20 protein-coding genes and 1 pseudogene are annotated in these 26,004 nt (G+C 72.4%); 9 read left to right on the forward strand and 12 right to left on the reverse strand.

Translation table 11 applies throughout. The annotated features are described in order from the left end of the window. Window positions 1-102: 102 nt before the first annotated feature. From ABT147_RS38660 to ABT147_RS38680, 5 genes are all read left to right on the forward strand, one after another. Window positions 103-1,443 (forward strand): MFS transporter, encoded by a 1,341-nt coding sequence (locus tag ABT147_RS38660; protein ID WP_351415324.1) that lies wholly within the window; start codon window positions 103-105, stop codon window positions 1,441-1,443. Between the two features lie 182 nt (window positions 1,444-1,625). Then, entirely contained in the window at window positions 1,626-2,210 is a 585-nt protein-coding gene (locus tag ABT147_RS38665) for a hypothetical protein (RefSeq protein ID WP_351415327.1), read from the forward strand. 57 nt (window positions 2,211-2,267) lie between these two features. Then, window positions 2,268-2,846 carry a TetR/AcrR family transcriptional regulator gene (locus ABT147_RS38670; protein ID WP_351415329.1) on the forward strand — a complete coding sequence of 193 codons (579 nt, stop codon included), beginning with the start codon at window positions 2,268-2,270 and terminating at the stop codon, window positions 2,844-2,846. Window positions 2,847-2,890: 44 nt separating this feature from the next. Next, window positions 2,891-4,291, forward strand: coding sequence for an MFS transporter (locus ABT147_RS38675; RefSeq protein ID WP_351415331.1), 1,401 nt, complete (start codon window positions 2,891-2,893; stop codon window positions 4,289-4,291). Window positions 4,292-4,316: 25 nt separating this feature from the next. After that, the gene (locus ABT147_RS38680) at window positions 4,317-5,540 is read left to right on the forward strand and encodes a serine hydrolase domain-containing protein (RefSeq protein ID WP_351415333.1); all 1,224 of its coding nucleotides are present in this window, start codon (window positions 4,317-4,319) and stop codon (window positions 5,538-5,540) included. Between the two features lie 69 nt (window positions 5,541-5,609). Here the strand turns inward: ABT147_RS38680 and ABT147_RS38685 are convergent, their stop codons facing one another. From ABT147_RS38685 to ribA, 4 genes are all read right to left on the reverse strand, one after another. After that, on the reverse strand, window positions 5,610-6,761 hold the full coding sequence (locus ABT147_RS38685; RefSeq protein ID WP_351415334.1) for a saccharopine dehydrogenase family protein: 1,152 nt from the start codon (window positions 6,759-6,761) through the stop codon (window positions 5,610-5,612). A 7-nt stretch (window positions 6,762-6,768) separates the two neighbouring features. Further along, the gene (locus ABT147_RS38690) at window positions 6,769-7,809 is read right to left on the reverse strand and encodes a saccharopine dehydrogenase (RefSeq protein ID WP_351415336.1); all 1,041 of its coding nucleotides are present in this window, start codon (window positions 7,807-7,809) and stop codon (window positions 6,769-6,771) included. After that, window positions 7,806-8,951: an NAD(P)/FAD-dependent oxidoreductase gene (locus ABT147_RS38695; protein WP_351415337.1), complete on the reverse strand. Its 1,146-nt coding sequence runs from the start codon at window positions 8,949-8,951 to the stop codon at window positions 7,806-7,808. The genes ABT147_RS38690 and ABT147_RS38695 overlap by 4 nt, the downstream gene beginning before the upstream one ends. A 162-nt stretch (window positions 8,952-9,113) precedes the next feature. Beyond that, the gene (ribA, locus tag ABT147_RS38700; protein WP_257568338.1) at window positions 9,114-9,773 is read right to left on the reverse strand and encodes a GTP cyclohydrolase II; all 660 of its coding nucleotides are present in this window, start codon (window positions 9,771-9,773) and stop codon (window positions 9,114-9,116) included. A gap of 79 nt (window positions 9,774-9,852) precedes the next feature. Between ribA and ABT147_RS38705 the strand changes: the two genes are divergently transcribed. Then, on the forward strand, window positions 9,853-10,644 hold the full coding sequence (locus ABT147_RS38705) for a creatininase family protein (RefSeq protein ID WP_351415339.1): 792 nt from the start codon (window positions 9,853-9,855) through the stop codon (window positions 10,642-10,644). Window positions 10,645-10,715: 71 nt separating this feature from the next. Here the strand turns inward: ABT147_RS38705 and ABT147_RS38710 are convergent. The 5 genes and pseudogenes from ABT147_RS38710 to ABT147_RS38730 all read right to left on the reverse strand — a co-directional run. After that, window positions 10,716-12,299 (reverse strand): annotated as a pseudogene (locus ABT147_RS38710) (lysylphosphatidylglycerol synthase transmembrane domain-containing protein); the annotation flags it as partial. Then, window positions 12,296-13,342, reverse strand: a complete 1,047-nt coding sequence (locus tag ABT147_RS38715) for a class I SAM-dependent methyltransferase (RefSeq protein ID WP_351415341.1) — start codon at window positions 13,340-13,342, stop codon at window positions 12,296-12,298. The gene ABT147_RS38715 and the pseudogene ABT147_RS38710, both read right to left, overlap by 4 nt. Beyond that, entirely contained in the window at window positions 13,339-14,562 is a 1,224-nt protein-coding gene (locus ABT147_RS38720; protein ID WP_351415343.1) for a glycosyltransferase family 4 protein, read from the reverse strand. Before ABT147_RS38720 ends, ABT147_RS38715 begins: the two co-directional genes overlap by 4 nt. After that, window positions 14,559-14,957: a 6-pyruvoyl trahydropterin synthase family protein gene (locus ABT147_RS38725; RefSeq protein ID WP_351415345.1), complete on the reverse strand. Its 399-nt coding sequence runs from the start codon at window positions 14,955-14,957 to the stop codon at window positions 14,559-14,561. The genes ABT147_RS38720 and ABT147_RS38725 overlap by 4 nt, the downstream gene beginning before the upstream one ends. A 168-nt stretch (window positions 14,958-15,125) precedes the next feature. Beyond that, window positions 15,126-16,106: a zinc-dependent alcohol dehydrogenase gene (locus tag ABT147_RS38730; RefSeq protein ID WP_351415347.1), complete on the reverse strand. Its 981-nt coding sequence runs from the start codon at window positions 16,104-16,106 to the stop codon at window positions 15,126-15,128. 112 nt (window positions 16,107-16,218) lie between these two features. Between ABT147_RS38730 and ABT147_RS38735 the strand changes: the two genes are divergently transcribed. Beyond that, on the forward strand, window positions 16,219-17,034 hold the full coding sequence (locus tag ABT147_RS38735) for a CDP-alcohol phosphatidyltransferase family protein (RefSeq protein ID WP_351415349.1): 816 nt from the start codon (window positions 16,219-16,221) through the stop codon (window positions 17,032-17,034). Window positions 17,035-17,291: 257 nt separating this feature from the next. On the opposite strand, the gene ABT147_RS38740 is transcribed toward ABT147_RS38735, so the two are convergent. Next, on the reverse strand, window positions 17,292-18,338 hold the full coding sequence (locus ABT147_RS38740) for a LacI family DNA-binding transcriptional regulator (RefSeq protein WP_351415351.1): 1,047 nt from the start codon (window positions 18,336-18,338) through the stop codon (window positions 17,292-17,294). 194 nt (window positions 18,339-18,532) lie between these two features. Here ABT147_RS38740 and ABT147_RS38745 point away from each other — a divergent pair, with 194 nt between their 5' ends. Both ABT147_RS38745 and ABT147_RS38750 read left to right on the forward strand, forming a co-directional pair. After that, entirely contained in the window at window positions 18,533-19,294 is a 762-nt protein-coding gene (locus ABT147_RS38745) for an SDR family oxidoreductase (protein WP_351415353.1), read from the forward strand. A 116-nt stretch (window positions 19,295-19,410) separates the two neighbouring features. After that, window positions 19,411-20,421, forward strand: coding sequence for a Gfo/Idh/MocA family protein (locus tag ABT147_RS38750; protein ID WP_351415355.1), 1,011 nt, complete (start codon window positions 19,411-19,413; stop codon window positions 20,419-20,421). Window positions 20,422-20,530: 109 nt separating this feature from the next. Here the strand turns inward: ABT147_RS38750 and ABT147_RS38755 are convergent, their stop codons facing one another. Next, window positions 20,531-21,430, reverse strand: a complete 900-nt coding sequence (locus tag ABT147_RS38755; RefSeq protein ID WP_351415357.1) for a C40 family peptidase — start codon at window positions 21,428-21,430, stop codon at window positions 20,531-20,533. 259 nt (window positions 21,431-21,689) lie between these two features. Next, window positions 21,690-25,841 carry a WD40 repeat domain-containing protein gene (locus tag ABT147_RS38760; RefSeq protein WP_351415359.1) on the reverse strand — a complete coding sequence of 1,384 codons (4,152 nt, stop codon included), beginning with the start codon at window positions 25,839-25,841 and terminating at the stop codon, window positions 21,690-21,692. Between the last annotated feature and the right edge of the window lie 163 nt (window positions 25,842-26,004).

Consider the following 26,004-nt stretch of genomic DNA (forward strand, 5'->3'; position numbering starts at 1 on the left):
CCCCAGGGATCCGGCACCCCTCCCCCCAGCAGCACCCCGTATCTCTCTGCCTCCCTCCGCTTCACTCCACCTAGGGTGGAGATCCCTCGAAGGAGCACCGCCGTGTCCGTCCCCGCCGCACCTCCCGGCCAGCCCAGAAAGGCCGCCACGGCCGCCTGGATCGGCAGCGCCCTGGAGTACTACGACTTCTTCATCTACGGCAGCGCCGCCGCACTGATCTTCCCGACGGTCTTCTTCGACGAGTCCGACCCGGCCACCGCGACCCTGCTGTCGCTGGGCACCTTCGGTGTCGCGTACGCGGCGCGACCGATCGGCGCGCTGTTCCTCGGGCACTTCGGCGACCGTCTGGGCCGTAAGAAGATCATGGTCTTCACGCTGATCCTGATGGGTGTGTCGACGTTCCTGATCGGCTGCCTGCCCACCCGCGACCAGGTCGGCACGCTCGCCCCGGTCCTGCTGGTGCTCTGCCGTGTCCTCCAGGGCATCTCGGCGGCCGGTGAGCAGGCGAGCGCGAACTCCATGACGCTGGAACACGCGCCCTCGGACCGGCGCGGCTTCTTCACCAGCTTCACCCTGAGCGGCACCCAGGGCGGGCAGCTGCTCGCCACCCTGGTCTTCATCCCGATCGCCGCGCTCCCCGAGGACCAGCTGCTCTCCTGGGGCTGGCGCGTCCCGTTCTGGATGAGCATCGCGGTCGCCGTCGTCGGCTATGTCATCCGCCGCACGCTGGAGGAGACCCCGGCCTTCACCCAGCAGACCCAGTCCGAGGGCGTCGCCAAGCTGCCGCTGGCCATCCTCCTGCGCGAGCACTGGGCCGACGTGCTGCGGGTGATCGCGGGCGCGCTGGTCGCCTCGGTCTCCACGATCTTCACCGTGTGGGCGCTGGCGTACGGCACGAGCGAGTCGGTGGGCCTGTCCCGTTCGTCCATGCTGTGGGTGGGCGCGCTCGCCAACCTGGTCGCGCTCGCCGCGATCCCGCTGTGGGCCACGCTCTCCGACCGCATCGGCCGCCGCCCGGTGTTCCTGATCGGCGCGGCCGGCAGCGCGGTGATGATGTTCGTCTACCTGTGGGCGATCTCCACCGGCGCCTACCCGCTGATCCTGGTCCTCGGCATCGTCACCTTCGGTGTCGTCTACAGCGCCGCGAACGGCATCTGGCCCTCCTTCTACGGCGAGATGTTCTCCACCCGGGTCCGGCTGTCCGGCATGGCCATCGGCACCCAGATCGGTTTCGCCATCGCCGGTTTCGCCGTCACCTTCGCCGCGCAGATCGCCGGCCCGGACGGAGACGACTGGTTCGCCGTGGCCCTCTTCACCACGGCCCTGTGCGTCCCGCCGGTCCTCGCCGCCCTCACCGCCCGCGAGACCCACAAGGTCCCGACCGAACTCCTCGGCGTCCGCGCCCCGGGCGAGAAGAACGACCGGGAGCGCGTCGCGGCCTGAGCGACGACTCCGGATTCCGACCCGAGTCCCCGTACGCCGTCGAGGCGTCCGGGGACTCGCGCGTGGTGGCGGGCGGTACGAAGGCGACCCCCGAGAACGGCCCCGAGGTGTAGGCCCGCGCAGCTCAGCGGCATGATGACCGCACCGTCGCGACAGGGCGGCACCACGATCAGGGGGACGATGTGAAGCGCGGCGAGGACCCTTACAGAGCCACCCCGCCTCCATGGCAGGGGTGGCCTTCGGCCGAGACGAACCGCCGGCGTTGGCGGATCGGTCTGCTCGTCCCGCTCGTCGGCGCGGCGGGATGCGGGCTGCTGTTCCTGCTCGGGATCGGCGCGTTCGCCCTGCTGATGATCGTGAGCCGCCTGTCGGTTCCCGTCCCCGACGGCGAGCCCTTGGCCATGAGCACGGCCGAGGTCACGGGCACGTGGGTCGACGAGCAGGGCGGGCGGCTGACGCTCAAGGGGAACGGGACGTTCACCTCGGCCGAGATCTGCGGCGACTTCGACGACAACGATGACGACGATTTCGACGACGTCGCCTCCCCGACCCCCGGAGCGGGTGCCTGGGAACACACCACCATGACCGCCATCGGCACGGACGACCTCGTGTCGAGGGTCCACCTCACGTTCACGCCCGGCGGGGTGCGGGGCCAGTACGAGGCGCGGGGCACGTCGAAGGACCCCGTCCTGTGGACATACATCGGTGATCCCGACGAGGGCCGGCTGTGCGCGCTGGAGAGGGTGGGCGACCGCGGCAAGGAGTAGACCAGCGCACGGATCAACCAGTAGACACTGTCTACCCCTTCTTGGTAGACAGTGTCCATGAGCGAGCCGAACACGGGGCTGCGGTCCCGCCTCGTCGATGTCGGGGTCGAGTTGGTGACGGCCGAGGGCGTGCAGGCGCTGTCCCTGCGGGAGATCGCGCGGCGGGCAGGGGTGTCGCACGGGGCGCCGCGCCGCTACTTCCCGACCCATCTGGAGTTGCTGTCGGCCGTCGCGCGCCGGGGCTTCGAGGAGCTGGCGGCCAGGGGGGTCGCGGCACTCGGGGACGGTACGGCGAGCCCGCGTGAGCAGATCGCGACGCTGGGGCGCGTGTATCTGGACTTCGCGCTCACCAACCGGGGCATGCACGAGCTGATGTTCCGTCACGATCTGCTGGAGAGCAACGAGTTGGGGCTGCGCGACGCCAGTCTGCCGATCTTCTCCCTGCTGGTGGACCTCGTCGGGCGGGCCCGGCCCGACGTCGACGCCCGGCTCGTCGCGGGCGCGCTGCTGGCCAACCTCCACGGCATCGCCCAGCTGTGGACCTGGGGCAGCCTCCAACTCACCACGGGCGCCGACGACTTCGTACCCCTGCTGCGCACCGCGCTGGACGCGCACCTGGGGAGCGAGGGGCGATGAGGGCGGCCACGGTGGAGGATGCGGATGTCGGGCGAGGCGGGCCGATGTCCGCGCCGCAGCGCCGTCTCACCCTCGCCAACAGTGTGCTCGGTGCCGTGATCGTCGCCCTCGACGGGACGGTGCTGACGATCGCCCAGCCGAGCCTGCGGCGAGACCTGGACGCCTCCCTCACCGAGGTGCAGTGGACGAGTACCGGGTATCTGATCGCGGTGGCGGGCCTGTTGGTGTTCGCGGGGCGGCTCGGTGACCGGTTCGGGCATCAACGTGTGTTCGCCTGGGGGGTGTTGGGGTTCGGGGCGGCGTCGGCCGGTATCGGGTTCGCGCCCGGTGTGGGCTGGGTGATCGGGTTGCGGGTCGTCCAGGGTGTCTTCGGCGCGCTGTTGCAGCCCGCCACGCTCGGGATGCTGCGGTCCGCGTTCCCGCCCGACCGGCTGGGGATGCCCATCGCGCTGCGGACCAGCGCCATCGGGCTGGCGGTCGCCGCCGGGCCGCTGGTCGGCGGTGTGCTCGTCGCCCAGCTGGGCTGGCGGGCCGTGTTCTTCCTCAACGTCGTACCGGCGCTGGTCATGGGCCTGCTGGCGCTGACCGTACGCGCCCCCGAGGCGGAGAAGGAGGGCAGGGCGCCTGGCAACCGGCTCGACCTGCCCGGCGCCGCCCTGCTCGCCGTGACCCTGGCGGCCCTCGTGCACACCCTGGTCGGGGTGCCGGAGCACGGCTGGACGGCGGCCGGTGTGCTCGGCCTGCTCGTCGCCCTGGGCGCGGCCGGTGTCCTCGTACGCCATGAGCGCCGTACCCCCGACCCGCTGTTGCCGCCCGCCGTGCTGGGCTCCGCCTCGGCGGGGGCGGCGCTCGGGGTGCTGGTGGTCGCGTCGGCGGCGATGCTCGGCGCCCTGTTCGTGTGCAGCTTCGTCCTTCAGGACGTGCTCGGCATGGACCCGCTGCGCACGAGCCTCGTCGCGCTGCCCGGTGGCGTCGCGATGGTGCTCGGGGCGCCGCTGTCGGCCGTACTGCTGCGCCGGTGGGGCGCCCGTCCCACGGCCCTCACGGGGTCGGTGCTGCTCACCGCCGGGGTCCTGGCCCTCTCCCGGCTCGGCCCGGGGTCGTCGGCGGTGGGGATCGGGGGCGGATTCCTGCTGCTGGGGGCCGGTTTCGGGGCGCTGATGGTCACCGCGACCGCCGTCGTCGTACGGCAGGCGCCGGCGGAGTCGGCGGGGGTGGCCGGCGGGCTCCAGCAGACCGCGCTGAACATCGGCCCGGTGCTGGGTGTGGCGGCCGCGACCACGCTCGTACCGCTCGGCACCGGCCCCGCGCTGCTGGTCCTGGCCTGCGTGGCAGCGCTCGGTGCGCCTCTTGCCTTACCAATGCCCCGACCCGCCCGCCCCGCGAGGGATGGAACGCGGACAGTACGGAACCATGAAGGCAAGAACGACGAACGCGAGCCGTGACCCGGGCCACCGGAGGAGAACCACCATGGAACGACTGAGCCGAGAAGCCGACCCCCGCGAGGCCGGTCTCGACCCGAAGACCCTGGCCCGTCTGGACGCGTACCTGGCCCAGCAGGTCGACGAGGGCCGGCTGCCCGGCTATCTGCTGTCCCTGGCACGCGGCGGTCGCGTCGCCCACCTCACGACCTACGGACATCGCGACCTCAAGGCACAACTCCCCGTCGAGAGCGACACGTTGTGGCGGGTGTACTCCATGACGAAGCCCGTCACCTCGGTCGCCGCGCTGATACTGATCGAGGAGGGGAGGCTGTCGCTCACCGACCCGGTCTCCCGTTACCTCCCGGAGTTCGCCGAGCCGCGCGTCTACGAGTCCGGTGCGGGCGCCGACGTCCGGACCCGCCCGGCCGAGCAGCCGATCCTCGTCCGCCATCTGATGACCCACACCTCGGGCCTGACGTTCGGCTTCTACTACGACCACCCCGTCGACGCGCTCTACCGCGACGCGGGCCTGGAGAACTCCGTCCGGCCGGGCGCCGACCTCACCAGGACGTGCGCGGAGTACGCGAGCCTGCCCCTGCAGTTCGAGCCGGGCACTCAGTGGAACTACTCCGTGTCCACCAATGTCCTCGGCCGGATCGTCGAGGTGGTGTCGGGGCAGGACCTCGACGTGTTCTTCGCCGAGCGGATCCTCGGGCCGTTGGGGATGACGGACGCGGGGTTCCAGGTCACCCCCGAACAGGCGGGGCGGCTGGCCGAGTTGTACGGCGAGCGGGAGGACGGGTCGATCGAGCCCGTCCCCGGGCTCCCGCTGCGCGGCCGGCCGCGCTTCCTGTCCGGCAGCGGCGGCATGGTCGCGACGGCCCGCGACTACCACCGGTTCGCCGAGTTCCTGCGGCGGCGCGGTGAACTCGACGGTGTGCGGCTGCTCTCCGCCGAGTCCGTCGACATGATGGCCACGAATCAGTTGCCGGGTGGGGCGGACATCCGTACATACGGCAGTCCGACTCATCGGCAGTCGGGCAACGGGGGTGTCGGGTTCGGGCTCGGGGTGTCGGTGGTGGTCGATCCCGCCGCGACCGAATGCCCGTCCTCCCTGGGCACGTTCGGGTGGACCGGGGCGGCGACGACGATCTTCTGGGTGGATCCTCTGCGGGATCTGACCGTTCAGTTCATGACGCAGGTGCGGAGGCGGTCTTCGTTCTCCGTGTATCCCGAGTTGAAGCGGATGGTGCATGAGGCCGTGATTTAGCTGCGGGCCGGTGGGGGCTTGTCGCGCAGTTCCCCGCGCCCCTGAAGACGGGGCGCGGCCCCGTGCCCTCTAGTCGAAGCGCGACGTGAACTCCACACCGGCCTCCGCCAGTTCGGTCAGCCAGGTCTCGGAGCGTTCGCCCGTCTCCGCCGCGCGGTTCAGGCCCGGCGGGAGTGAGCCGTCCAGGATGTGTGCCACCCCGAGCGCGAGGGGGCGGGAGACCAGGCGGGCCATGGCGCTCTCCTCCTTGGTGCCGACGGTGTCGAGGAGGTAGCGGCCGGACCACTCCTCGCCCGAACCGGCGTGTACGTCCAGGGAGACGGCGAGGACGACCCGGTCGCGGTCGGCGTCGGTGGTCGGGTAGCGGGCCGCCAGTTCGCCCGCCAGTTCGGCGATGCGCTGGTCATCGTCGCGTTCGAGTTCCGTGAAGACGGGGGCCCAGGCGGTCAGCCAGCCGTCGAGGCGAAGGGTGCCGCGGACGAAGGTCCTCGGTTTCCAGGCCGCCGGCAGGCCGTACTGGGCGACGAAGGGGACGCTGTCGCGGTTGGGGTAGGCCTCGAAGGTCTCGCCGTCGATGTCGTGGGGGCGGGTGGCCGTCCAGGGGCGGTCGGCCGTCGTCTCGGCGCCGTCCTCGATGTAACGGGCGGGCGAGCGCAAGGCGTTGAGCACCCCGGCCGGGGCCCAGCTGAAGCGGTACCTGAAGTCGTTGGGTATGGCCGGGACACCGCCGCAGTACGAGGTGAGGGTGTACGAGGCGGCGGTCTCCGGGCCGATCGCCTCGGTCGCCCGGGCGATCAGGCTGTGCGCGAAGAGATGGTCGATGCCCGGGTCGAGGCCCGCCTCGGTGAGGACCGTGACGCCCGCGGCCCCGGCCGCCGGAACCTGCTCCAGGATCGCGTCCGAGACATAGCTGGAGCAGGCGAAGTGGGCCCGCGCCCCGACGCACGCCTGGAGCAGCGGGCCGTGCTCCGGGGCCGGAAGCATCGAGACCACGATGTCCCCGGGCGCCAGCTCGGCCACCAGCGCGGGCAGGGTGTACGCGCGGGGCTCGGCGCGGCCCGCCAGACCCAGTGCGGCCAGGGCCTGCGCGGCGCGTTCCTCGGTGCGGTGCCACAGCCGCACCCGGGCGGCGGTGTCGCACAGCGCCGCCAGACCGCTGCCCGTGGACAGTCCGGCACCGACCCAGTGGACGGTACCGCTCGCGGGAACCACCTCGGTCATCGGGCAACTACCTTTCTGTGAGCCCCAGTTCACCGCTCACCTGACGGAACCGGTCCAGGCACCGGCTCCACGCACCGCCGGTCTCGAAGTCCAGCAGCTGCGGCAGCAGCGCGGACGAGAAGTCGGTGCTCGCCTCCCGGGGCAGCAGGGAGGGCAGGTTGTCGATGGCGATGAGGTCGAGCGGGGGGTGTTCGCGCAGCCGCCGTACGGGGTGGTCCCATTCCGTGGTCGTGTCGTAGACCGGCAGGACGTTCATGGGTGAGCCGACGTCGACGGTGACGTCCGAGAGGGTCCGGAGCCGGCGGTCCGGGCCGTCGAGGTCCTTGTCCGTCAGGAACGGCGGGACGGGGCTGGTCGTCAGGACGGTGTTGACCATCAACTCGTGGGCGAGCAGGGCCGGTCGGTCCAGATCGCTGGTCTCGGCGAGGTCCCAGCAGGTCGGCTCGACACCGGCCTCGTCGAGCGCCGTGCGCGCACCCCGGCCGCTGCGTCCCAGGGCGCCGATCACCAGTGCGCTCAAGTCACCGGTGGACGCGCGGAGTTCGGCCTCCATCGCCTCCTTGGAGGTGGGCTGGAGCGGGGCCCGCAGGACGCCCCGGTGGTGGAGGACGGCCAGGGCCGCGCCCAGATAGCCGGCCCAGAAGCCGAAGGCGGCGAGCCTGCGGCCCTGGTCGTCCACCAGGTACTCCAGGTCGAGCAGGGCGCCGCCCCCGGCCGCGAACCTGCGCAGCAGGGCCTCGGCGCCGGGCTGCCCCTTGTAGGCGTGCCCGAAGAAGATATGACGGTGAGTCAACTCGGCCGGTTCGTCCGGGAGTTCCTTGAGACCCACGATCACCGCCTGCGCCGACGCCGAGACCCATGAGCCGGGGTCGGCGACCTGGCAGCCGGCCTCCTCGTACGCCTCGGTCGGGAAGATCCGCTGCGGGGAGTCCTCGACGGTGATCCTCACCCCGCTCCCGACCAGCCGCCGGGCGTCGGACGGCACGATCGGGGTGCGGCGTTCGGTGGTGCGGGTCTCGTGGCGGAGCCACAGGTGGAGATCGGTCATACGAGGTTGGCCTCCGGGCGCAGGGAGTCGGCCGTGAACCGGTCGACGCTCAGCGGGCTGATGTCGACGAAGGGTACGCGCCCGAGATACAGGTCGCGGACCACCTCGCCGACCGCCGGGCCCTGCAGGAAACCGTGGCCGGAGAACCCGGTCGCGTACAGGAAGCGGGAGCACGAACCGGCCTCGCCGATCAGGGCGTTGTGGTCCGGTGTGATCTCGTACAGGCCCGCCCAGCCGCCCGTGCGGCGCAGGTCCAGCAGGCCGGGCGCGCGGCGCTCCATGGCCTCGTACAGGCGGGGGATCCAGCGGTCGTGGGTGTCGGTGGCGAAGCCGGGCCGTTCGTCGGGGTCGGACATGCCGACGAGGAGGCCGGGGCCCTCGGTGTGGAAGTAGAGGCTGCTGGTGAAGTCGATCGTCATGGGGAGGTTCGGCGGGAGGCCGGGGACGGCTTCCGTGACGGCGATCTGGCGGCGCAGCGGTTCCACCGGGAGGTCCACGCCGACCATGGCGCCGACGGACCTCGACCAGGCGCCGGCCGCGCAGACGACCGTGTCGGTGACGATGCGGCCCTTGCTGGTGACCACCGCGGTGATCGTGTCCCGCCAGGTCTCGATGCCGAGGACCTCGCAGTTGCGCAGCACGGTCGCCCCGTGGCGGCGGGCCCCGGCGGCGTAGCCGTGGACCACGGACTCGGGGGTGCAGTGCCCGTCGTCGGGCGAGAACGCGGCGGCGAGCAGGCCGTCGGTGGAGATCAGCGGGGAGAGCCGCCGGGCCTCGGCGGGGTCGACCATGCGGCTGGGCACACCCAGGTCGTTCTGGAGCTGAACGCCCGCCTCGAACTGGGCGACCTCGTCGGGGGTCGTCAGAAGGAAGAGGTAGCCGACCCGGTGGAGTCCGATGTCGTGACCCAGCTCCTGCCTGAAGCGGCCGAACGCCTCCAGGCTGCGGGCGCCGAGCTGGATGTTGAGCTCGTCGGAGAACTGCGCGCGGACCCCGCCCGCGGCCCTCGCGGTCGAGCCGGAGGCCAGTTCGTCGCGTTCGACGAGAACGACGTCGTCCACTCCGGCGGCGGCCAGGTGGTAGGCGATGCTCGTCCCGATGACGCCTCCGCCGATGACGACGACCCGTGCGCTGCGGATCACGAACGCTCCCTTCGCCCGACCGTGGTCGGATTGCCCGACGGAGTCAGGTCTTCCACCACAGGCGAACGTTCATGCGGAACGTGTCCGAAGACGCGTGCCCGGCGGGCACGGCGGCCGGTGTCGGAGTCGCCTCCCCTACGGCCGCCGCGCGAACCCCGGCGCTCAGGACGAGTGGACCACCGCGTCCAGGTGCGGCAGGTAGTGGTCGAGCCGCTCCCGCTTGGTGCGCAGGTACGTGATGTTGTCCTCGCACGGCGTGATCAGCAGCGGCACCTGCTCGGAGACCTTGATGCCGTGGCGCAGCAGCGCCTCCCGCTTGCGCGGGTTGTTCGACATCAGCCGCACCGACCGTACGCCGAGGTCGTGCAGCATCTCGGCGGCCACCCGGTAGTCGCGGGCGTCCACCGGCAGCCCGAGGGCGAGATTGGCCTCGACGGTGTCCAGGCCCTCCGCCTGGAGCTTCATCGCCTGGAGCTTGGCGAGCAGGCCGATACCGCGCCCCTCGTGGCCGCGCAGATAGACGAGAACGCCGCGGCCCTCGGCGACTATCGCCCGGAGCGCGCTGTCGAGCTGCTCGCCGCATTCGCAGTGCTGGGAACCGAACGCGTCACCGGTCAGGCACTCCGAGTGCAGCCGGATGAGAATTCCCTCACCGCCGCTGATGTCGCCGTACACCAGTGCCACTTGTTCCTCGCCGCGGTCCTGGTCGAGATAACCTACGGCCTCGAAGTCGCCGTAGGTCGTGGGCAGGGGGGCGTTGACCACGCGTACGGCGCCGGAGGACTGGGCATTCGTGCCGAGTACACCAACATTTTCTGTCATGATCTGGTTCCTATCCTGGTAAGCCCTGACGTCATGCGAAAATGACGGAGCATCAGCGGAGACGAAAGGCCGTGAAAAGATGAGCAGTTCGAGTCTTGTACCGACGGACACCACTGCGGACGTCCGCGCGCGCGGGGCGGGCACCGGCCGGCAGGTCGCCGTGCTTCCGGTCGGCAGCTACGAGCAGCACGGCCCGTATCTGCCGCTGGCCACCGACACCCTCGTCGCCTGCGCCATATCCCGGGAGATAGCGTCCGCCTATCCGGTGCATCTCCTGCCGCCCGTGACCATCGCCTGCTCGCACGAGCACGCGGCCTGGCCGGGCACCGTCAGCATTTCCGCGACGACGTTGCACGCGATGGTCAGCGACATCGCCGCGTCCCTGCGCCGGTCGGGCGTCGAGGCCCTGGTGGTGGTGAACGGTCACGGTGGGAATTATGTTCTGGGCAATGTCGTCCAGGAATCCACCGCGGCGGGACATCGAATGGCGCTTTTCCCGGCGATGGAGGACTGGGACGCCGCACGCGAACAGGCGGGCATACAGACCTCGTTGCTCAGTGATATGCATGCGGGAGAAATAGAGACCTCCATACTTCTGCATTGCCATCCCGAATTGGTCCGGCCCGGTCACGAGACCACCGATTTCCTTGCCGACGACCGCCGTCATCTCCTCTCCCTCGGTATGTCGGCCTACACCGATTCCGGTGTCATCGGCCGTCCGTCCCTGGCATCCGCCGCGAAGGGGAAGGAGTTGCTGGCAGGGTTCGTCCAATCCTTCGGAGCGTATTTCTCGTTGGTCACCTCGGACGCCTGGGACTCGGGAACGGTTCCGCCGGAGCCGCCGTCGGCGCCCGGCTCGTCCGTCGGCTGACGGCGGTCCCGCAGGGAGCCGTACCAGCGTCCGACGAGCACGAGTGCTCCCGGCAGGGCGGCCGCGAAGCTCAGCACACCGTAGACGACGGCCACGGTCAGGCCCTGGGAGGCACCCAGGCCGGCCGCGCCGAACGACCAGGCGGTGACGCCCTCCCGGGGGCCCCAGCCGCCGACGTTGAGCGGCACGCTCATGGCGATCAGGGCCAGCAGCGCGAGGGGCAGCACCTCCAGCGGGGTCGCGGCGGACCCGGCGACGCGCGCGGCGAGCAGGAACGTCGCCACGTATCCGGCCAGTACCGCCACCGACGAGACCAGTACGGCGGGGCCGCTGTCGCGGTTCAGGAGCACGCCGCGCGCCTCGGTGAGGGCGGCCCGGACCCGGCTGGCCCGGCCCGCTCTCCTGCCCGGCCCCCGGCCCATCCGGACGGCCGCCCAGATCGCCAGCGCGCCCAGTGCGGCGAGCGCCGTGATGCCCGCCGCGTGGCGGGTCTGCTCCAGCACCGGGGACGGCAGCACCAGCAGGACCGTTACACCTACGACCGCCAGCACCAACTGGCCCGCGGTGCGCTCGATCACCACCGCGCGCACGCCCCGGCCCATGTCCCCGGAGCTCTGTCCGTGCCGGACCGCCCGGTGGACATCGCCGAGGACGCCGCCGGGCAGCGCCGCGTTGAGGAACAGCGCGCGGTAGTAGTCCGCGACGGCCGGTCCGAGCGGCAGCCGCAGCCCGAGGGCCCGGGTCACCGCGCACCAGCGCCAGGCGCTGAACACCGTGGTCAGCACGCCGATCCCGACCGCCGCCGCGAGTGTCCCGGCGTCGATCCGCCGCAGCCCGTCCACGAACACGCCGGTCCCCATCCGCCAGAACAAGACGACGAGGATGACCGTTCCGGCGAGCGTGCCGAAGTGGGTGCGCAGGGCGCGGGTGAACCGGGAGGAGCGGCGGGGCTCGGCGGGGGCCTCAGGCGAGCCGGCGTCCGCGGTCGTTCGGGACGCCACTGTCGTACGGGACACCACCGTGGCCTCGGGCAGGGCACCGCTCGGGGCCGCCGGGGCCGCCGGGGCCGCCGGGGCCGCCGGGGCCGCCGGGGCCGCCGGGGCCGCCGGGGAGGATGCCGCACCGGTCTCGTCCCGACCCCGGTCACAGGCCGGGTCGTTCACCGGGTCCGCTGCTGCCGTCCGAGCCCCTTCGGTGGCCACTGAGTCGCCGGACATCAGCCCCGGGACACGCGCCGTCGTGGCCGTACGGCCATCCGGCGCGGTCGGTTCGGAAGCCGTGTCCGAGAGGGCGGTCGAGAGGGCGGTCGAGGAGGCGGCCGCAGGGGCGGCCGAAGGAGCGGTCGAGGGGGTGCTCACCGGGGCGATCGACGGGGCGGTCGCCGTAACGATCGGCTTCGAGGCCGTGCCGTGGACCGACGCCGTGGACGCGTCGCCCGGGGCCGCGACGAGGGCCGTCGCCGACCCGGTAGCACCGTCCGGCGTGGCCGGGGGCGTCGCCGCCTGGCCCGCGCCGGGTGCCGACGCTCGTACCCTCGCCCGCGCCCCCGGCGTACCCGCCTTCACCCGGGCCCGGACTCCGCGCGGGCGTACCCGTACGCGGTCGGCCGTCGCCGTCGGGTGGGCCTCGACCGTCTCCTCCACCGGCGCCGTCATGAGACTCCGCCCGTGGGCCGGGGCAGGGCCAGGAGGTCGCTGTGGTGGACGACGACGCGGAGTTCACCGGCCGTGTTGGCCCGGAGGCGGTCGCGGAGGTAGGCGTCGGCGCGCTCGGTGAGTTCGGGGCGCTGTTCGCAGGCGGCGCCGACCCAGCCGCGCAGCCACTCCTCGGTGAGGGCGGTGTGCCGGGTGTCGAGCTGCCAGGGGCTCGGGTGGACCCGGACCGTTGCGCCCTGCTGGGCGAAGGCCTCACAGGCCGTGGTGATCGCGTCCGGGCCGAGCAGATCGCTCGTGCGCTGGTGGGCGTTGAACGCCTCGGCGATCTCGGTGTCCATGGGGTGGGCGGGGACGAGGTCCACACGGCCCACGACCGACAGGGTCAGCAGGGCCGGCACCCCGGCGCCCGCGCAGGCCGCGGCGAGCGACTCGATCTCCTCGCGGGTGAGGACGTCGAGCAGGGCGGACGCGGTGACCAGCGAGGCGCCGGCCAGGTCGTCCGCCGTCAGCCGCCCGATGTCGCCGCGCCGCGTGGTGACGGTGACGGGGCTGCCGTCGGCCGCCGCGCGGGGCGCCCGTGCCACGGCCAGCCGCAGCAGGTTCGGGTCCTGGTCGTGCAGGACCCACCGCTGGGCGCCGTCCAGCCGGGGCGCGAGCCAGCGGCCCATGGAGCCGGTGCCGCAGCCCAGGTCGTGGACGGTCAGCGCGGTGGCCCGGCCGGGCAGGTTCGCCAGGCGGATCCGCAGCGGGTCCAGCAGATCCGCCGCACGGGCGTCGGCGTCGGCGCTCTCGCGCAACTCCAGCCACTGCGGCGCGTACTGGTGCCCCTCGGGCGCGGGCGTGTCGCCGCCGCGCCCCGCCATGCTCAGCACCCCACCGGTGGCGGACCCGGCGGCCTCGGCCCCACCGGCGGCGGAACCCGCGACACCGCCCGGCCCGGCAACCGCGGACGCACCCACCGAAGTGTGCGCCCCCGTGGACAGGGGTCCCCCTGTGGACAGGGGCCCACCCGCGGACGTGGTCATGTCGGCAGAAGTGGTCATGCGGCCCTCCGAGGTTCGTGCCGCAGCCGACCCAGTACATGGGCGAGGCTGCGGGCGGTGGTCGCCCACCCGTCCAGCGCGGCCCGGCGCCCGCGCGCCGCCGCCTTCAGCCGACGCCGTACGTCGGCCTCCCCGAACCAGCCGCGCAGCTCCGCCGCGATGGCCGCGGGGTTCTCCGGCGGGACGAGGATGCCGGGCACGCCGCCGTCGGGGGCGCGGCCGACGGCCTCGGGGAGGCCGCCGACGTCCGTGGCGAGCACGGGGATGCCGCGCGCGAGGGCCTCGGTGACCGCCATGCCGTAGGTCTCGGCGTAGGAGGTGAGGACCATGAGGTCGGCGGCGGCGTAGCTCGCGTCGAGCTGCGCGCCGGCCTGCGGTCCGGCGAGGTGGAAGCGGTCCTCCAGGCCGAACTTCGCGATCAGGGTGCGGATGTGGTCGACGTACTCGGGGTCCTGGTCGAGACCGCCCACCAGCACACAGTTCCAGCGCAGTTCGGTGACGGTCGCGAGGGCCTCCACCAGCCGGTGCTGCCCCTTGCGGGGGGTGACCGCGGCCACGCACAGCAGCCGGGAGACGCCGTCGGTACCGGAGGCGAGGGGCGCGATGTCGGCGCCGGGGGCGGCGACATGGACCCGCTCGGGGGCGAGCCCGTGGTGGGAGACGAGTCTGCGGACCGCCCAGTCGCTGGTGGCGATCACGGCGGACACGGCCCGCAGGGTCGTCCGCTCCTTGGCGTCGAGGTCGGCGGCGACCTCGGGCTCCAGGCCCGTCTCGTCGCCGAGCGGCAGATGCACCAGCACGGCCAGGCAGAGGCGTTCGGCCTCGGGGAGGATGATCTCGGGGACCCCGCAGGCGACCAGGCCGTCCAGCAGGACGACCGTACCGTCGGGGAACTCACGCAGCGTACGGGCGAGTTCGGCGCGGGCCGTCTCGGAGGGGCGGGGCCAGTCGCCGTCGATCGCGTGCTTGTGCACCTGCCAGCCGAAGCCGGGCAGGTCGAGGCAGATCCGGCGGTCGTAGGCGTTGCCGCCGCTGGGCCGGGCCAGGTCGTCCACGCCACCGGGCATCACGAAGTGCAGGGAACGCAGCGACATGGGGACGATCGCCGCGTTCTTCAGCGCCGCGTTCTGCACGGGCACATAGCCGAGCCTCAACTGCTCTCCCCCGTCTGCCTGGGCGATGGTGCCGACGGCCGCCCGGTCGATGGTCACGTCGGTCACAGGGCACGCTCGTAACTCGCCCAGGCGATGTGCGACTCGTGCAGGGTGACCGTGATTCCCGCGATGCCCTTGGCGTTCTCCCCGAGGGCGCCCTTGTGGATCCGCTCGGCGAGACGGTCCGCGATCACCTTGGCCAGGAACTCGGTCGATGTGTTCGTGTTGGCGAAGACGGGTTCGTTGTCGAGGTTGCGATAGTTCAACTCGCTCACCACGGCACCGAGCTCCTGCGTGGCCAGCCCGATGTCTACGACGATGTTGTCGTCGTCCAGTTCGGCGCGCCGGAAGGTGGCGTCCACGAGGAACGTGGCGCCGTGAAGGCGCTGCGCGGGTCCGAAGACCTCCCCGCGGAAGCTGTGGGCGATCATGATGTGATCGCGGACGGTGATGCTGAACAACGGACGACCCTCCAGTGCGGTGCGTCTGCCCCCGGGCCGGGGCATGCCGTGTAGTACGGCTGCTCCCTACCCGTTGTTCAGCCGAGTTTTGCGGTTTCTTTGAAGGTCAGCGTTCCGTTCGGGCAGTTCAGGGGCGGGTGGGAGGCCCCGGAACGCTCGACCCACGGCTCACTCGGCGTCGTAGCGCACCCGGTGGCACATCCCCGGCAGCTCTCCGCTCGCCAGCTTCGGCATGACCTCCGGGAGTTCCTCGAAGGCACACTCTCCGGTGACGAGCGCGTCGAAACGGGCGTCGGCGAGGAGTTCGAGGGCGAGCGCCAGCCGGTCCGCGTACGTACGTCCGACGCGTCCGGCCGGGGAGACGGTTCCGACCTGGCTGCTGCGGACGGTGAGCCGGCGTGAGTGGAAGGCCTCGCCGAGCGGCAGGGCGATCCGGCGGTCGCCGTACCAGCTCAGCTCGATGACGGTGCCCTCGGAGGCGAGGAGTTCCAGGGAGCGGACGAGTCCCTGTTCGCTGGCGCTGGCGTGCACGACGAGGTCGCACTCGCCGAGCGCGTCCCCGGGCAGCGCGAAGTCGACACCGAGGGCGCGGGCGATGTCGGCGCGCGCCGGGTCGGCGTCGACGAGCTGGACCCGCACCCCCGGGTAGCGGGCGAGGATCGCGGCGACCGAGCAGCCGACCATGCCGCCGCCCACGACGGCGATCCGGTCCCCGATGAGGGGGGCCGCGTCCCACAGGGCGTTGACGGCGGTCTCCACGGTCCCGGCCAGAACGGCCCGCGCCGCAGGGACGGACTCCGGCACCAATGTGACGGCGCTCACAGGAACGACGTAGCGGCTCTGGTGCGGATACAGACAGAAGACGGTCCTGCCGACCAGTGCGTCCGGCCCCTCTTCCACCCGTCCCACGCTGAGATAGCCGTACTTCACGGGAGCGGGAAAGTCGCCCTCCTGGAAGGGCGCGCGCATGGTCGCGTGCTGGTTCTCGGGCACTCCGCCGCGGAACACGAGCGTCTCGGTGCCCCGGCTGACTCCTGAGTACAGCGCGCGGACGAGAACCTCGTCCGCGGCGGGCGCGGCGAGGCTCTCCTCGCGGATCTCACCCTGCCCGGGGGAGCGTAGCCAGAAGGCATTGGCTGTCGGTTTCATGTGCGTCTCCGTGAACGGTCCGGCGATTCTCCACGTACGCAGCGGTGGGAGTCGCGCTTCACGGTACGCGGCGATGATCGTTTCTGTCACACACACGTTCGGAAGGTTTGCGGTGGCCCTGATCAACACTTACGACGGCCGACTGTTGCTCTCGGAGACGACCGTGGGCGCGGGTGCCCAGGTCCTGCTCCTCGCCTTCCTGGGAACGGCGATCGGACTGGGCCCGGCGGGCTGGCTGACCGGGCTGGCCTTCGGGCTCGCCACGTGGGCCGTCCTCAACCGCGCCCTGCTGCGCACCCGGACCCGCACCTTCGGCCCCGCCAACCGCGTGACCCTCGGCCGCGCGATACTCGTCGGCGCCGTCACCGCCCTGGTCGCCGACTCCTTCCAGAGCTCGCCGCCCGTCTCGCTCTTCGTCGGCCTGACCGCCGTGGCACTGATCCTCGACGGCGTCGACGGCAAGGTGGCCCGGCGCACCAACACCTCGACCGCGCTGGGCGCCCGCTTCGACATGGAGGTCGACGCGTTCCTGATCCTGGTGCTGAGCGTGTACGTGTCCATGTCGATGGGCCCGTGGGTGCTGCTGATCGGCCTCATGCGGTACGTCTTCGTGGCCGCCGCGAAGGTCGCCCCGTGGCTGAACAACTCCCTCCCGCACAGCATGGCCCGCAAGACGGTCGCCGCGGTCCAGGGTGTCTTCCTGCTGGTCGCCGCCTCCGGCCTGCTGCCGTACGCCGCCGGCTTCGGCCTGGTCGCCCTGGCGCTGGGCTCGCTGCTCTGGTCGTTCGGCCGTGACATCGCCTGGCTGTTCCGCAACCGTGAGGGCCGCACCACGCCGACGACGGCCACGGCGCCCGTGCCCGAGACGGTGACCCTGACCGTGGTGGCCCCCGCCGAGCGCCGGACGGCGGAGCTGGTCACGAGCTGACCGCCGGACCGACCGGCCGATCGGCCGACTCTGGCTCACCGCGAGCCGACGTCGTGCGGGGCAGGGGCCCGGCTCAGGGGCCCCACGCACGACATGAGGGGAATCGCGGCAGCGGGTTGAGCGAACCTCACGCCACGGACAGTGCGTTCGGCGGAGCTGGGCCGGCGGCCCGCGATCGGCCGCCCGGGCCGCCGGCCGAACCCCTTCGATCCGCACGCCGCTGCCAACTGCCCCCAACCCCCTCTCTCTGCTTTCCCCTATCCCCCTGGCGGCACGGCCCCCGCGCCCGGTGGCATGTTGTACGGCGTCACGACCTGGATCGCCGACGGCAGGAACGGGCCCTCGTCGGGGAGGGCCTGGTGGGCGCGCATGATCATCTGGCAGGCGCGGCGGACGTCCTGGCGGAGGTCGTGGTGGAGCACGGCGGAGAGCCGGTGCTCGCGCAGCAGCCGGGTGTTGTCGTGGTCGAGGTCGTGGGCGACGAAGACGTGCGGCTCCCGGCCGAGCGCGGCGAACGCGTCGAGCGTCGCGGTGTTGCCGCCGCCGATCGAGTAGACGGCGGCGATCCCCGGCTCCCGTTTCAGCGCGTCGAGGACGAGGTCCCGCTGGGTGGCGTCGAGCCCGTCGCTGTCGGTGACCTCGACGAGGGCCCGGGCCGGCGCGACGGCCCGCATCACACCCCGGAACCCCATCTCGCGCTCCTCCTCGTTGCGGTAGAAGCCACGGCTGATCGTCACCAGCACGGCACCGGGCCGGTCGCCGAGCCATTGCCGGAGCAGATACGCGGCGGTCGCCCCGGCGGCCCGGTTGTCTATGCCGACGTACGCGCCGCGCGGGCTGCTCGGCAGGTCCGTCGCGAAGGTGACCACGGGGACCCCGGCCGCGACCAGCCGTTCGACGGCGGCGGTGACCTCCGGGACGTCCGGCGCCTTGAGGATCACGCCCTGCGAACCGCGCCGGCCGATCCGGTCGAGCACCCGCACCATCTCCGAGGCCGACCCGGTCTCCCGGAAGTGGAAGCGGGACCGTACGACCGCCGGGTGCAGGGACGGCAGCTCGGCCTCCAGCGCCTCCCGGACCGCCGTGGAGAACCGGTCCGGGGTCTGCATCACGATGTCGACCATGAACGTACGGCCGCCGATGCGCACCTGCGTCCGCTGCCGGTCCAGGTCCTTCACCGCCTGCCGCACCTCACGGGCGGTGCTCTCCCGCACCCCGCCCCGGCCGTTGAGGACCCGGTCGACCGTGGCCTGGCTCAGCCCGGCCTGACGGGCGATCTCACGGATCGTGTAGGGGTGCGCCATGGGAATGTGTCCTGGATCTCGGCGGTGCTCGGACGGTGGACCGGATGATGGGTTTTTGATGGCCCGCTGCGGGTTGTACGAGGGGCCACGCGCCCCAAGACTGACAGAGGCGAGGGCGCCGTGGAAGCTCCCGCGACCACGCCTGTCGACGGACCCGGCACCCCCCGGGCCCAGCCCGGAAGGAACTCCCCCTCATGGCACTACTGGAGGACAAGGTCGTCCTCGTCAACGGCGGCAGTCAGGGCGTCGGCGCGGGTGTCGTCCGGGCGGCCCTGCGCGAGGGCGCGACCGTCGCGTTCACGGCCCGCCGCGCCGAGGTCGGCGAGAAGTTCGCGGCGGACACCGGCGCCACCTTCGTACGGGCCGACCTGGCGGACCCGGCGCAGGTGCGCGGCGCCGTGGAACAGGTGATCGCGGCCCACGGCCGGGTCGACAGCCTCGTCAACGCGGCCGGCCTGACCTCCCGGGGCTCGCTCCTCGACACCTCACCCGAACTCTTCGACGCGCACATCGCGATCAACCTGCGCGCCCCCTTCTTCGCGATGCAGGCCGTGGTCGAGCACCTGGTGTCCCGCAAGTCTCCCGGGACGATCGTCAACATCGGCTCCAACTGCGCCCACGGCGGCCCGCCGCACCTGGCCCCGTACTCCACCGCGAAGGCCGGCCTCGCCGCCCTGACCCGCAACGCCGCCCACGCCCACCGCTGGGACCGTATCCGGATCAACGACCTCAACATCGGCTGGACGGAGACCGAGGGCGAGGACGCGATCCAGCGGGAGTTCCACGGCGCGGGCGACGACTGGCGCGAGCGGGCCGCCGAGCGCCTCCCGATGGGCAAGCTCGGCCAGGTCGACGAGATCGCCGACTTCGTCGTCCTGCTGCTGTCCGCCCGCAGCGGCGTGGTGACCGGCTCGGTGATCGACTGGGACCAGAACGTCCTGGGCGCCTCCGACTGACCTGCCCGCACCCTCTCGCATCCGCTGTATCCGAACCTGCCGAACCTGCTGTATCCGCTGTATCCGCCGCATCTGCTTCATCTGCTCCATCTGCACTTTCGAAAGGGACACTCGTCATGCGCATTGGCATCCTGGGGCTGGGCCGCATCGGCGCCTTCCACGCCGGGACTCTCGCCGGGCTCGACGTCGTGGAACAGCTGGTCGTTTCCGACCCGCTGGCCGCGGCCGCCGCCTCCGCCGCCGAGAAGTTCGGCGCGACGGTGGCCGACTCGCCCGAGGCCGTGTTCGCCTCCGGGATCGACGGGGTCGTGGTCACCGCCGCGACGGACGCGCACCCGGGGCTGATCCTGGCCGCGGTCGAGGCGGGCATCCCGGTGTTCTGCGAGAAGCCGGTGGCGAAGACGATCGAGGAGAGCCTCGATGTGCTGCGCGCCGTCGAGAACAGCGACGTACAGGTCCAGATCGGCTTCAACCGCCGCTTCGACGCGGGCTGTGTGACCGCGCGGGAGGCCTTCCGGAACGGCGAGCTGGGCCAGCTGCACACCGTACGCTCGACGACCCTGGACCCGGCGCCCCCGCCAGCCGGGTACGTGGCGTCCTCGGGCGGCATCTTCCGGGACTGCGCGGTGCACGACTTCGACGTCGTCCGCTGGGTGACGGGCCGGGAGGTCGTGGAGGTCTACGCGACCGGCGGCAACCGGGGCGCGGAGTACATCAAGGAGGCGGGCGACGTCGACACCGCCTCCGCGCTCCTCACCTTCGACGACGGCACGATCGGCGTCATCTCCAACTCCCGCCACAACGCCCGCGGTTACGACGTCCGCCTGGAACTGCACGGTATGAAGGACAGCATCGCGGCAGGCCTCGACACCCAGCTCCCGCTGCGCTCCGCCGAGCCGGGCGTCACCTTCCCCGCGGGCGTGCCGCACAACTTCTTCATGGACCGCTTCGCCCCCGCCTACCGCGCCGAACTCACCGCCTTCACCGAGGTCGTCGCCGGCACCCGCACCTCCCCCTGCACCGTCGCCGACGCCATCGAGGCCAGTTGGATCGCCGAGGCGGCGACCCTGTCGGTGGCGGAGCACCGGGTGGTGCGGCTGGACGAGGTGCGCAAGGCGGCTTCCTGACCATCAGCGCCACCGCCTGAGCCGAACACACCCGCGCAACACACTCGCGCCGGTGACCGCCCCCCCCTGGCGGTCACCGGCGCGAGTGTCGTTCACGGTGCGGGCGTGGTCATGGAGTCGGAGGGTTCTGGTTACAGTCGCGTACGCCCTCCAGCCAGGCCGGTCCCTTGATGTAGATGTTGGTGACCCAGGCCTTGTAGTCGGGCAGGTAGGACCAGACGTCGTTCTCGTAGCCCTCGGAGCGGACCAGCTCCGCGTGCTTCTGGCATTCGACGCGGATGGTGGTGGAGTACGGGAAGGCGTAGACGCGTCGGGCCCCGAGGCTGGGCTCGGCCTTGGTCCAGACGCCCGTGCCCCAGGTCTGGTGGATGTTGCCGGTGACCTGGCCGGTGTTGACGCGGACGGCGCCGAAGTAGGTGCTGCCCAGGCGGACGTCGCTCACCATCAGCTTGGTGCCGGACTGCCGGGCCTCGACCATCTTGCCGGCACCGAGGTAGATGGCGATGTGCTGCATGTCCGTCGAGTCCTTGCCATAGGCGAGGAGATCGCCGGGCAGCAACGGGGCGAGGCCCTGGGCGGCGGTGAAGCGGGCGGCGGCGCGGTGGGTGTAGTACTGCTGGCTGGCGACACCGTTGAGGATGTCCTGACCGCCGGTGGCCTGGGCATAGGCGTACCGGACGAGGCCGGAGCAGTCGAAGCCGCGCCGCTCGGGGTCGTGTTCGCTGGCCGGGTCGGTGGGGTCGACCTGGCCGTAGGTGGCGCCGGGCTGGGCGCCGTGGCCGCCGCCCCAGGTGTACCAGGTGCCGGCGGCGACCTCGGCGCAGGCGGTGGCGACGGCCCGCTCGGCGGCCGCCGAGGCGCCGGGTGCGAGGACGCGGCACTCGTCGGCGGGAGCGGCCGGTGCCGCCTGCGCGGTGGCGGCCACGGAGAGCGGCGCCCAGAAGAGGACGGCCAGGAGTGTGATCAGTGTGCGGATGACTGTGCGCGTGAGTGCGGTCCGGCTCACCATGCCGGGACCCCCGTTTCCTGTCTTGTGTGGATCACTGGATCGAGCGTGAGTGTGGTCGTACGTGTGGCGGTCAACGTGCCGTACATGTTGCGGTCGAACACGCTGCGGCCAAACGTGTGTTCTTTGGTCGTGCAGCAGCCTGCTCGCGGTGCGGCCCGCTCGTCGAGGTCCGGGTGTCGCCCCACCCGATCGGGCAACCGGGAAACACCTGGGAAACCCCCTCCGAGCAGGGGAGTCGGTCCCCGGCCGGGCGCCGCGCTCAGGTGCGGGCGCAGGCCGGTTCCGCCGACATGGGGACCCCGGGCAGGAGGCTGTCGCGTTCGTCCGGGCCTATGCCGGCGCTCAGCCGGCAGATCTCCGCCAGCCTGGCCCCGGGGTCGAGGTCCCACAGCCGTACCGTGCCGTCGGTGCTGCTGCTGGCCACCGTCCGGCCGTCGGGGGCGAAGTCCACGCCCCACACGGCGTTGGTGTGGCCGGTCAGCGTCGCCCACGGCCGCCGGGAGGCGACGTCCCACAGCCGGACCGTACGGTCGTTGCCGCTGCTGGCGAGCATCCGGCCGTCCGGTGAGAAGGCGATGCCCCGGGCGGAGCCGGTGTGTCCGGTCAGGGCGGCCTCGAAGCGGTGTTCGCGGACGTCCCACAGGCGTACGGAGCCGTCGTTGCCGCTGCTGGCGAGGGTGCGGCCGTCCGGTGAGAAGGCGACTCCCCTCACCGCGCCCGTGTGGCCGGTCAGTTCGGCCAGAGCGCGGTGCGAGGGGACGTCCCAGAGCCGTACGGTCAGGTCGTCGCCGGCGCTCGCCAGGGTGCGGCCGTCGGGGCTGAAGGCGACGGCGTTGGCGTAGTCCTCGTGCCCCTCGAAGGTGGCGACGCCCTGCCGCGATGCCACGTCCCAGAGGCGGACCGTGCGGTCGGCGCCGGCCGAGGCGAGGGTCCGGCCGTCGGGCGCGAAGGCCACCGAGAAGACCTCCCCGGTGTGGTCGGTGAGTGTCGCCAGGTGCTTGCGCGTGGCCACGTCCCAGAGGCGGATCGTGCCGTCGGAGCCCGCCGACGCGAGAGTTTTGCCGTCGGGCGCGAAGGCCACCGAGAACACCGTCTCGGTGTGGCCCGTGAGCCGCTTGAGCAGCCGGTGGTTCCGGGCGTCCCAGAGCCGTACGGTGTGGTCGGTGTCGGCCGTGGCCAGCAGTTTTCCGTCGGGGCTGTACACCGCCTGCCAGACCTCCGTGAACGGACGGGCCGTCAGCACCGGTCCGCCCAGGTCCCACAGGACGACGGACTGGTCGAAGCCGGCCGTGGCCAGCCTGGCGCCGTCGGAGGTGACGGCGACCCCCAGGACGTAGTCGGTGTGTCCGGCGAGGACCGCGGTCTGCCGGCCGCTGCGCACGTCCCACAGCCGGGTCGTGCCGTCGCCGACCGCGCCCACCACCGCCGCGCCGTCGGGGGTGTAGGCGACGGCGTTGATGTCGTCGCTGCTGCCGGTGAACGTCGCGGTGGCCCGGCCGTCGCGCGCGTCCCGTACGTCCCACAGCCGGACGGTCCGGTCGACGCCGCCGGAGACGACCTGCCGTCCGTCCGGGGAGAACGCCGCGCCCAGCACCTCGTCGGTGTGGCCCTTGAGGACGTCCAACCGCCGGGCGCGGTCGGTGTCCCAGAGGCGTACGGTCCGGTCGGCGCCGGCGGAGACGAGCGTCCGGCCGTCGGGGGCGTACGCCAGCGCGTGGAGCGTGCCTTCGTGGCCGGTGAGGGAGGCGGTGCGCCGGGGTGTGCGCCCGGCGGTCCAGAGCTGGACCGTTCCGTCGGCGGTCGCGACGGCGAGCGCTCCGCCGCGGGGGTCGAAGGCCACCGCCCGGGCGCCCTTGGTCTTCGCGGAGAGGAGGGCCGTCCGGCGGCGGTCGGCGATGTCCAGGAGGGTCACGGGCCCGTCCGTCGAGGTGGCCGCGAGGGTACGGCCGTCGGGGCTGAAGGCGACCGAGCGGACGCGGCCGGGGACGGTGAAGGTGGCGAGCGTCCGATGGTCGCCGCCGGTGCGGCGCAGGGTGACGGTGCCGTCGGAGCTGGCGGTGGCCAGGGTCCGGTCGTCCGGCGCGAAGGCCACCGCGTTGACCGGCCCCCGGTGGCCGTCGAGCCGGGCGGAGAAGGGCTGGGACTGGGTGCTGAGCAGGGCACCGCGTGCCTCGGCGGTGGTGTCGGCCCGGTAGGCCTCCTCCGCGAGCAGCATCGACGCCTCCGGCTGGCCCCCGGCGAGGGACGCGGAGCGCACGGCGAGTGCCTGGGAGCGGGCGGCCCGCTCCTGGTCGCGGGCGCCCTCCCGCTGCTGGTGGGCGAGGCCGCCGGCGGTCACGGCGAGCCCGAGCAGGACGACCAGGGTGGCGATCATGGTCTGCCGCAGCCGGACCTGGCGAGCGGCCTGTCTGCGGCGGCCGTCCTCCTCGGACTGACTCGCCCTCAGAAAGGCCTCCTCGCCGGGCCCGAGCCTGCTCCAGCCGTCCGACTCGTCGGCCCAGGTCCGTACGGTGTCCAGCCGTGTGCCCCGGTAGAGGGCGGACGGGTCGCGGTTCTCGCGCTCCCATTCGGCTACGGCGTGGGCCAGTTGCTGGTGGAGGAGGAGGCCGGCCCGGTCGGCGTGGATCCAGTCGCGCAGCCGGGGCCAGGCGTGCAGCAGGGCCTCGTGGGTGATCTGGACCGTGTCGCTGTCCAGGGTGATGAGCCGGGCCCGTACGAAGGCGTCGAGGGCTGCGGCGGTGCCGTCCGCGTCGCCGAGCTGTTCCAGCAGGGCGGCCCGGCTCATCCGGCGGCGGGTCGCCCCGGCGCCGTCCGCGACGAGCACCAGCCGGGACAGGATGCGGCGGATCGTCCGCTGCTCGGCCGGGTACAGCCGGGCGAACACGGTCTCGGCGGTGCGGGCGATGGCGCCCTGTATGCCGCCGGCCCGTTCGTAACCGTCGACGGTCAGGAGCGCGGAGTCCGTGCGGCGCTGCCAGGTGGCGAGCAGGGCGTGGGAGACCAGCGGGAGGGCGCCGGACGGTGTCTCGTCGGCGCCGATGGAGGTGGTCCACAGGGTGTCCCGCGTGGTGCCCCGTGCGGTGTCCCTTGGGGTGTCCCTTGTGGTGTGCCGCGCCGACGTCCCCGGTTCGTCGCGCAGGCCCGCGTCGCGCAGGAGAAGGGGGAGGAGGCCGGGTTCGAGGGTGACACCGGCGAGTTCGGCGGGGCGGGTGATCGCCTCCCGCAGCTCCGACACGGACATCGGCGCGAGGACGAACAGGCCGTCGGTGAGGATCGGGGTCAGTTCGGGCAGTCCCAGACAGCTGCCGGTGAAGTCGGCGCGTACGCCGAGCACCACGACGGCCGGGGGGCGGGTGTCCGGTTCCGGCCCGGCGGTCGCCAGGGCGCGGAGCACCCGGACGAAGGCGCGCCGTTCCTCGTCGTCGGAGCAGAGGGTGAACAGCTCCTCGAACTGGTCCACGATCAGGACGAGTCGAGGGGGCGGGGGTCTGCGGTCCCCGGGGGCCGTCACCGGTCCGTGCGTCACCGGTCCGTGCGTCGCCGAGCCGTCCGTCGCCAATGCGCCCGTCGTCAATGCACCCGTCGCCGAGCCGTCCGTCACCGGTCCGTCCGTCACCGGTCCGTCCGTCACCGGTCCGTCCGTCGCCAACGCGCCCCTCACCGATCCGTCCCCCATCGCGCGTACGGCGTCCAGCAGGGCGGCCGGGTTCTCCCGCACCTCCTCCACGGTGGTGCCGAGGTCCCCGCCGAGTGCCTTCGCGGTGCGTTCCAGCAGCTCGTCCATGGGGCGTGAGGTGGGGGTGAGCAGCACCACCGGCCAGCGGTCGGCGCCCGGCATGGGGAGGTCGCCGCGTCTGAGGGCGGGGACGAGACCGGCGTTGAGCAGGGAGGACTTGCCGGCGCCCGAGGGCGCGACCAGCATCAGCGGTCCGCTGCCCACCCGTTCGAAGATCCGTTCCACCAGGGCGGCCGTCGCGTGCTCCCGGCCGAAGAACCAGGCCGCGTCCTGCGGGGTGAACGCCGCAAGGCCGCGGTAGGGACACGCCCCGCCCGACGGCCGGGGCCCTGCGGCGGCCTCGGCCTCAGCCACGGGTTCGCCGTCGGCGTCGGCGTCGCGAGGTGGGGCCTGCTGCACCAGGCGGAGCAACTCGCCCTCGGCGCACAGGACTTGGTCGCAGAGTCGGGCGACGTCGACAGTGGCGCGTTTCGTACCCGTCTCGATCTTGCTGAGGTAGCCCTTGCTGTAGTGGGTCCGGCGCGCCAGGTCGGTGAGCGACAGTCCGCGTTCCCGCCGCAGCCGTCTCAGCTGGGCAGGGAAGGTCTGTTGTGCGGGGAGGGAACGCGTGGTCAGCGCGGTCGGCTCCCGGTCGTCGCGGTGCTCGGGGTCATCGCCGAGCTGCGGGTCCCCCAAGGTGTCCCCCAAGGCAGTGCTGGCCGTGAGACGGCGGGTGCCCAGGTTACTGGCGGTTCGGTGACGGTAGCCAAATTTTCACCCGGACTGGCGAAAACACGAACGTCCGGAACCGCGGCCGCGGGTGCGGGGGGTGGGGGGGGGGTGCCCGGGGGGTACGGGG

Origin of the sequence: Streptomyces sp. NPDC001868, assembly GCF_040297125.1 — a bacterium.
In the GTDB taxonomy this organism is placed as follows: domain Bacteria; phylum Actinomycetota; class Actinomycetes; order Streptomycetales; family Streptomycetaceae; genus Streptomyces.

Bases quoted from the DNA above. Each gene is read 5' to 3' on its own strand.
- ABT147_RS38670 (WP_351415329.1), top strand. From the start codon at position 2,268: ATGAGCGAGCCGAACACGGGGCTGCGGTCCCGCCTCGTCGATGTCGGG.
- ABT147_RS38675 (WP_351415331.1), top strand. From the start codon at position 2,891: ATGTCCGCGCCGCAGCGCCGTCTCACCCTCGCCAACAGTGTGCTCGGT.
- ABT147_RS38680 (WP_351415333.1), top strand. From the start codon at position 4,317: ATGGAACGACTGAGCCGAGAAGCCGACCCCCGCGAGGCCGGTCTCGAC.
- ABT147_RS38685 (WP_351415334.1), bottom strand. From the start codon at position 6,761: ATGACCGAGGTGGTTCCCGCGAGCGGTACCGTCCACTGGGTCGGTGCC.
- ABT147_RS38690 (WP_351415336.1), bottom strand. From the start codon at position 7,809: ATGACCGATCTCCACCTGTGGCTCCGCCACGAGACCCGCACCACCGAA.
- ribA (WP_257568338.1), bottom strand. From the start codon at position 9,773: ATGACAGAAAATGTTGGTGTACTCGGCACGAATGCCCAGTCCTCCGGC.
- ABT147_RS38705 (WP_351415339.1), top strand. From the start codon at position 9,853: ATGAGCAGTTCGAGTCTTGTACCGACGGACACCACTGCGGACGTCCGC.
- ABT147_RS38715 (WP_351415341.1), bottom strand. From the start codon at position 13,342: ATGACCACTTCTGCCGACATGACCACGTCCGCGGGTGGGCCCCTGTCC.
- ABT147_RS38730 (WP_351415347.1), bottom strand. From the start codon at position 16,106: ATGAAACCGACAGCCAATGCCTTCTGGCTACGCTCCCCCGGGCAGGGT.
- ABT147_RS38740 (WP_351415351.1), bottom strand. From the start codon at position 18,338: ATGGCGCACCCCTACACGATCCGTGAGATCGCCCGTCAGGCCGGGCTG.
- ABT147_RS38745 (WP_351415353.1), top strand. From the start codon at position 18,533: ATGGCACTACTGGAGGACAAGGTCGTCCTCGTCAACGGCGGCAGTCAG.
- ABT147_RS38750 (WP_351415355.1), top strand. From the start codon at position 19,411: ATGCGCATTGGCATCCTGGGGCTGGGCCGCATCGGCGCCTTCCACGCC.
- ABT147_RS38755 (WP_351415357.1), bottom strand. From the start codon at position 21,430: ATGGTGAGCCGGACCGCACTCACGCGCACAGTCATCCGCACACTGATC.